7 protein-coding genes are annotated in these 4,958 nt (G+C 55.2%); 6 read left to right on the top strand and 1 reads right to left on the bottom strand.

Annotated features, from left to right (window positions below; all coding sequences use genetic code 11):
- Positions 1-92 precede the first annotated feature (92 nt).
- Entirely contained in the window at positions 93-845 is a 753-nt protein-coding gene (locus QME66_12590; GenBank protein ID MDI6809793.1) for an SDR family oxidoreductase, read from the bottom strand.
- A 265-nt stretch (positions 846-1,110) separates the two neighbouring features.
- Between QME66_12590 and QME66_12585 the strand changes: the two genes are divergently transcribed.
- From QME66_12585 to QME66_12560, 6 genes are all read left to right on the top strand, one after another.
- Complete coding sequence (locus tag QME66_12585) at positions 1,111-1,599, top strand: tyrosine-type recombinase/integrase (protein MDI6809792.1); 489 nt, start codon at positions 1,111-1,113, stop codon at positions 1,597-1,599.
- Between the two features lie 689 nt (positions 1,600-2,288).
- A complete protein-coding gene (locus QME66_12580; GenBank protein MDI6809791.1) occupies positions 2,289-3,071 on the top strand; it encodes a hypothetical protein in 783 nt (260 codons plus the stop codon).
- Between the two features lie 44 nt (positions 3,072-3,115).
- Positions 3,116-3,334 carry a hypothetical protein gene (locus QME66_12575; GenBank protein ID MDI6809790.1) on the top strand — a complete coding sequence of 73 codons (219 nt, stop codon included), beginning with the start codon at positions 3,116-3,118 and terminating at the stop codon, positions 3,332-3,334.
- A 372-nt stretch (positions 3,335-3,706) separates the two neighbouring features.
- A complete protein-coding gene (locus QME66_12570) occupies positions 3,707-4,294 on the top strand; it encodes a hypothetical protein (protein MDI6809789.1) in 588 nt (195 codons plus the stop codon).
- 44 nt (positions 4,295-4,338) lie between these two features.
- Positions 4,339-4,608 (top strand): hypothetical protein, encoded by a 270-nt coding sequence (locus QME66_12565; GenBank protein ID MDI6809788.1) that lies wholly within the window; start codon positions 4,339-4,341, stop codon positions 4,606-4,608.
- Positions 4,609-4,732: 124 nt separating this feature from the next.
- Positions 4,733-4,958, top strand: a 226-nt coding sequence (locus QME66_12560; GenBank protein MDI6809787.1) for a type II toxin-antitoxin system RelE/ParE family toxin, incomplete at its 3' end; no start/stop codon positions are given.

The following is a 4,958-nucleotide window of genomic DNA, read 5'->3' as shown; positions in this document are numbered from 1 at the left end:
ACTGCCACTCACGGAACTCTCTCGTCATCTTGCTCCTCTCCCCTCTGGGGAGAGGTGGGTGAGGGGGTCATCCGTGGATTTGGCGCGACCATTCATATTCCCCAACCGCCGCTCACAACCACGTTTGCCCCCGTCACATACGAGGCCTCATCTGAGACAAGCCAGATGACGGCGGACGCAACATCCTCCGCCTTTCCGATCCTACCGGCAGGGATTTTCTTCAACATCTTCTTTTGAATCTTGCTTCCAGCAATTGAGCTTTCCATGATTCCCGGCGATACACAATTCACGGTTATCCCGAAAGGCGCAAGCTCCTTTGCGAGCGATTTCGTCAATATGATTACGGCGGTCTTCGATGAAGCGTAGGCAGCAATCCTGGGAAACGCCCCAACCCTCTCTGACTCCGCGTATCCGATATTCACTATCCTTCCCCATCTTCTCCTGCGCATTTCCTTCTGGGCATAGTACGAGCAGTTGACTGCGGACATAAGGTTGCTGTCTACTATCTTCCTCCACCCTGAAGAATCGGTAGCAGATGTGTTTTTAACAAGGAAATCTCCGACATTGTTTACCAGAATGTCCAATCTGTTCCATTTCGAAACTGCTGTATTGATAAGACGCCTTGCATGTTCCGGTTTGGTGACGTCTGCCTTGAAGGCGGCGGCCTCTCCGCCTTTTTCCCGAATACTCGACACCACCTTCTTCGCCTCGCGCTCGCTTTTTCTGAAGTTCACGATGACCTTGAACCCCTTTTCACTAAGAGCCAAAGCGATTCCGCGTCCTATCCCCCTGGCGCTGCCAGTGACGACTGCGACTTTGCCGGTCATGTTCGAGAACTTATACAAAAAGAGATTCTCCTGTCAACGTAGCAGGCGCGAGAGTGGTTTCCGACCGACTCCACCGGCATCGGAGGATTTTCCGCGGCGCCAGAAGCATTCTCGGCGCGTTCCTGCCCTCTCACATACCAATTAGAACAGTGCCGATACAAGGTATTCACCTTTGCCACCAAGGGGGCTCGAATCCCTCCTCAACGGAGGGCATAGAAACATCAGCAAGGGGGGGACGTCATGTGCCTGCACCTGCCCCCTAGCACGAAGTTCTGTTTGACAAATGTCTCTCTCGGCCATATCCTATCAAATAATAAATTCCTGGTGTTTGTTTGAGCTCAGGATCAGGCGGAGACGCGAGACTGTTCCGAGAAATGACGACATCCCCCGGGCTGGCGTTGCCAAACATTCCGGTTGTCATACGCTTAAGCACTCGCTTACGACGCACTGGCTTGAATCTGGGTATGACAGCCGGACTATTCGGGAGGTCCTGGCACACAGTGATGTGAGTAGGACTGTGACTCATACACATGTACCCAATAGGCGTACGCGGGCGTACGAAGTCCGCTTGATGGTGTCGCCTGGGGATGCCAATTGCCGAGGTGCCAGAGTGGGGGCATTGGGGGGACTCAGCCGGTTCTTTGCGCGCGGGACCGCGAGGGCGGGTCATGCGAGAAGCAAGCCCGCTGTTCTTGTACTGCTATACAGACCAGCCCCGCTGTGTATCAGGATATCCTGCAAGAGGGAGTGTGCTGTAAGGAGAGGAGTGTGAACCGGTTGGGAACCCGAACCATGCCAACCGAAGGAGGATATACGGCAACATCCAGGCAGTGTATTGGACTACGTAGTTCTGTAGACTTATCGATGGCGCGGACGCTTCGCGCCGCGCCATCGGGGCTGCGGATTGCCATCCGCTTTCTGCCCGGCGCTGCGCGCCGGCCATCAGCGGTTGAAGCGGACGACCAAGCCCGCGAGCAAGCTCGCGTGTCCGGCCGCCGCTTATCCGCAGCCCCGTTATAAACCAGAGTGCTGTTGTGACTTATTTGTGGAAGATTGTTCTTGAGGGGAAAAGATTTCTGATTCTGGTTGCGTCAGCATGTCAGGCGGGCGCGAGACACTTTTGGGATCGAAGAGTTTCTCTGGAGGCCACAGCCGCGGCGGGTTTTTCGGCGGCTGGCATTTTGACCGAAGTTGGATGTTCGCTGCGCCGTTGATTTGTTGTGGCCAAGAGTATCATTTGTTTCATTGCTCCTGCGCTCAATAGTTTCTTACGTTTTTGCCTGGCGGCTGCGGCGAGTGATTCGCTTTTGTGTGCTTAGTGCTGAAGGAGATTTGAAGTTTCTAACCTGTCACTGCAGCGGACAGCGGAGGTTGATTTAGTGTTCAGTTGTTGGAGGAACAGATTCCTCCCATCCCGGTCCCGCTGCCGCTGACTGACATCGTTGGGCTCAGGAGGTTGCGATGAGACCTACCATTGACGATGTCCCGCTCTTGAACGAACTGCTCGGCAGGGATGAGGTGGAGCTTCTGCGGGCAACTCCCATTCTGTGTGAACAATGTGGCGGCTCGATTCCACACGACGGAGCCCGGTGCCCCAAGTGCCGCAGGAAGTCACTTCCTGGTGCATCAAAGCCCCGGGAATGGCTTCTCTTCCTTGCGGTAGTAGCGGGCGCCATAGGGGCCGCACTTGGACTGACACTGTTGCTCGAAGCAGCTGGACTCAATACTGGCGAGGGCCTATTCAGGATCTCGACGACGATCGGCTGGATCTTCTTTGGCGGCGTGGCGCTATTCTGTCTTCGAGCTGCCCTAGGACCGACCCCATTGCCCCTCCGTCTTCGCCGACGCGCAGAGCGAACCTCGCTCCGCGGAGACGAGTACGTTGCGTCGGCTGTCGCTGACTTCGCCGTCTGCTCCCTCCTGTGGACTAACGGCACCCACTGGGATGCTGCGTACCGCTACTTAGAGCAGCTCACCCCCAAGACTGAGTGGACGCGCTGCACATCACTTCTATCCAAGGCCTTGGCCATAGCAGCATCCTATGCAGTGTTGTCCCCGAAGGTGGCTCCATACCCTTCTGAAGTAGCCGAGTGGGTTACCCGCGTTAAGAAGGTACGCCTCGCATACGAGAACCCCAGAGTTCTTCTGGATCGGCTGAGCAGCTTGGGTGGTTCCGGCGAAAACCAACCTGCTTCGCCGGATTCGGCCGCCTTTCGAGCACTCAAGAGCGCCCTTCAGGGATAGTCGATCTGCGATGTGCCACGGCGGTCCGGAACAGGAGGGGTGCGATGAGATGGCTGTCCCGGAGGCAGCCAAGGGAGGAAGCAGAGATGGACAAGGGTCAGGGAACCCAGCGGATGTCCCCCCAGCTTCGGGATGCGCTCGCATCCGGTTTCGGGGCAGGTCTCTTTGGAGGTGCCGCTGCTCATTTTCTTGCCGGCGGCAAGATGACATTTCCGATATTCCTCGTGATCTCCATCATAATGTTCACGGGGATCAAGGGATAGTACAGGTTCTTGGCCTTGATCATCTTTGTCGCTGTAGGCTCGCTCGTCATAGCAATCCTTCGGATGCCATGATCGAGGCGCGTCACAGCGGGACGAGGTCTACCCCCTGGTGCAGTTCGTGGCCGGGATCCACGGACTGAGAAACAAGACTCGGTTGCGTCTCGGTCTAGTTGTCACACTCAACTGTGCGAGAAGGGGAGGAGGGATCCCGATGAAGGAACAAGGAGATCGGGGAACTCCTACGAGCGCATGAGTGACGGGGCGCTGACCGTGTGCGCTCAACACGCTGACGATTAAACGGCTCAAGCGCGGTCGTTCTATTGTAGTTGTTCCGGGAGAGGAGCTATACCTAAGAAAAGGAGGATGCAAGAGATGGGGACGAGACGTCTCGCGGCAGAGTTTCTTGTAGCACTGGTTAGCCTAGCCAGTGTGTTGTCTTGCTCGCAAAAGACGCAGGAACGAGTAGTTCAATATGCCACATACAATAGTGACGGCATTTCCATTGAGTATCCAGGAGCGTGGCGCGACGTGAGCAATTCTGCTGATGCCGAGACCATGAAAATGAAGATTGCAAGCGGGCTGGCGCAATTCAATCGTACCCTTTTGTCTTTCGCTGCTTTCGCTCTTCCAAATGATGAAGGGGTACTCTCCCTCTCGAAGGTGCAACTGCAGGCCGAGGTTACGGATAATGATATACTGTCCGAGCGTTCGCAAGTACACGCTGACGCGACCAGAGACGGCTACGTTACCAAGGTGAATACTCTTACAAAGGCACGGATCAAGGAGTGGCCCGCAATAGTGGAGGATGTAGAATTGTCCAACGGTGGTAGGGCGCATTGTGTCAAGGTAATTGCTCGCGGATTCTATGTTGAACTATCAATGTCGCTTGATAAGTCACAATATCAGAAATACGTGACTGCGTACAATCACAGTCTCGAAAGTCTTCAGATAACTCAATAGAGGAATGGAAATGTGAGCCGTTCAATCTGTACAAAAAGGCCGTTTTGAAGAAAAATAGAAGAATAGTGAGAAACACAACTGAGGACGCGCTCGACGTGATGACGCAGTCAAGAAGGGCGCCTAACATTGCAATGAAGCTGGCAAGTGCTCTTGTCACGGAATTGGCAGAGCCGAATTCCGCGCCAAGCCGGCTACCGCCGGACGCACTTGCAACTTATTGCGACGATGGCGCGGACGCTTCGCGCCGCGCCATCGGGGCTGCGGATTGCCATCCGCTTTCTGCCCGGCGCTGCGCGCCCGCCATCAGCGGTTGAAGCGGACGACCAAGCCCGCGAGCAAGCTCGCGTGTCCGGCCGCCGCTTATCCGCAGCCCCGTTGGACATTGACGCAGCTTTTGTCCTTGACGGGTTTAGGAATTGTGGCTAGAATATAGCTATAATGCGATACGAGATTAGTTTTGCTCCAGACCCGGTCGAGGATCTCAAACGATTGAAAGCAAATATTCGCACTGTTGTTCTTGATGCGATCGAGGACCATTTACGGCATCAACCAGAGAAGACGAGTAGGAGTCGAATAAAGCGTCTGCGCGGGCTTTCCCGGCCGCAGTATCGGCTTAGGGTGGGTGATGTCCGTGTGTTTTATGATGTATCGCGGAGGACCGTGG

The organism is Candidatus Eisenbacteria bacterium, assembly GCA_030017955.1.
Lineage (GTDB): Bacteria > Eisenbacteria > RBG-16-71-46 > JASEGR01 > JASEGR01 > JASEGR01.
Note: the sequence above shows the minus strand (reverse complement) of the source record. Positions and strands in the feature narration are given on the sequence as shown.

What these genes read in the sequence shown, in the direction of transcription:
- QME66_12585 (MDI6809792.1), top strand. Translation starts at nt 1,111, where the DNA reads ATGTCTCTCTCGGCCATATCCTATCAAATAATAAATTCCTGGTGTTTG.
- QME66_12580 (MDI6809791.1), top strand. Translation starts at nt 2,289, where the DNA reads ATGAGACCTACCATTGACGATGTCCCGCTCTTGAACGAACTGCTCGGC.
- QME66_12575 (MDI6809790.1), top strand. Translation starts at nt 3,116, where the DNA reads ATGAGATGGCTGTCCCGGAGGCAGCCAAGGGAGGAAGCAGAGATGGAC.
- QME66_12570 (MDI6809789.1), top strand. Translation starts at nt 3,707, where the DNA reads ATGGGGACGAGACGTCTCGCGGCAGAGTTTCTTGTAGCACTGGTTAGC.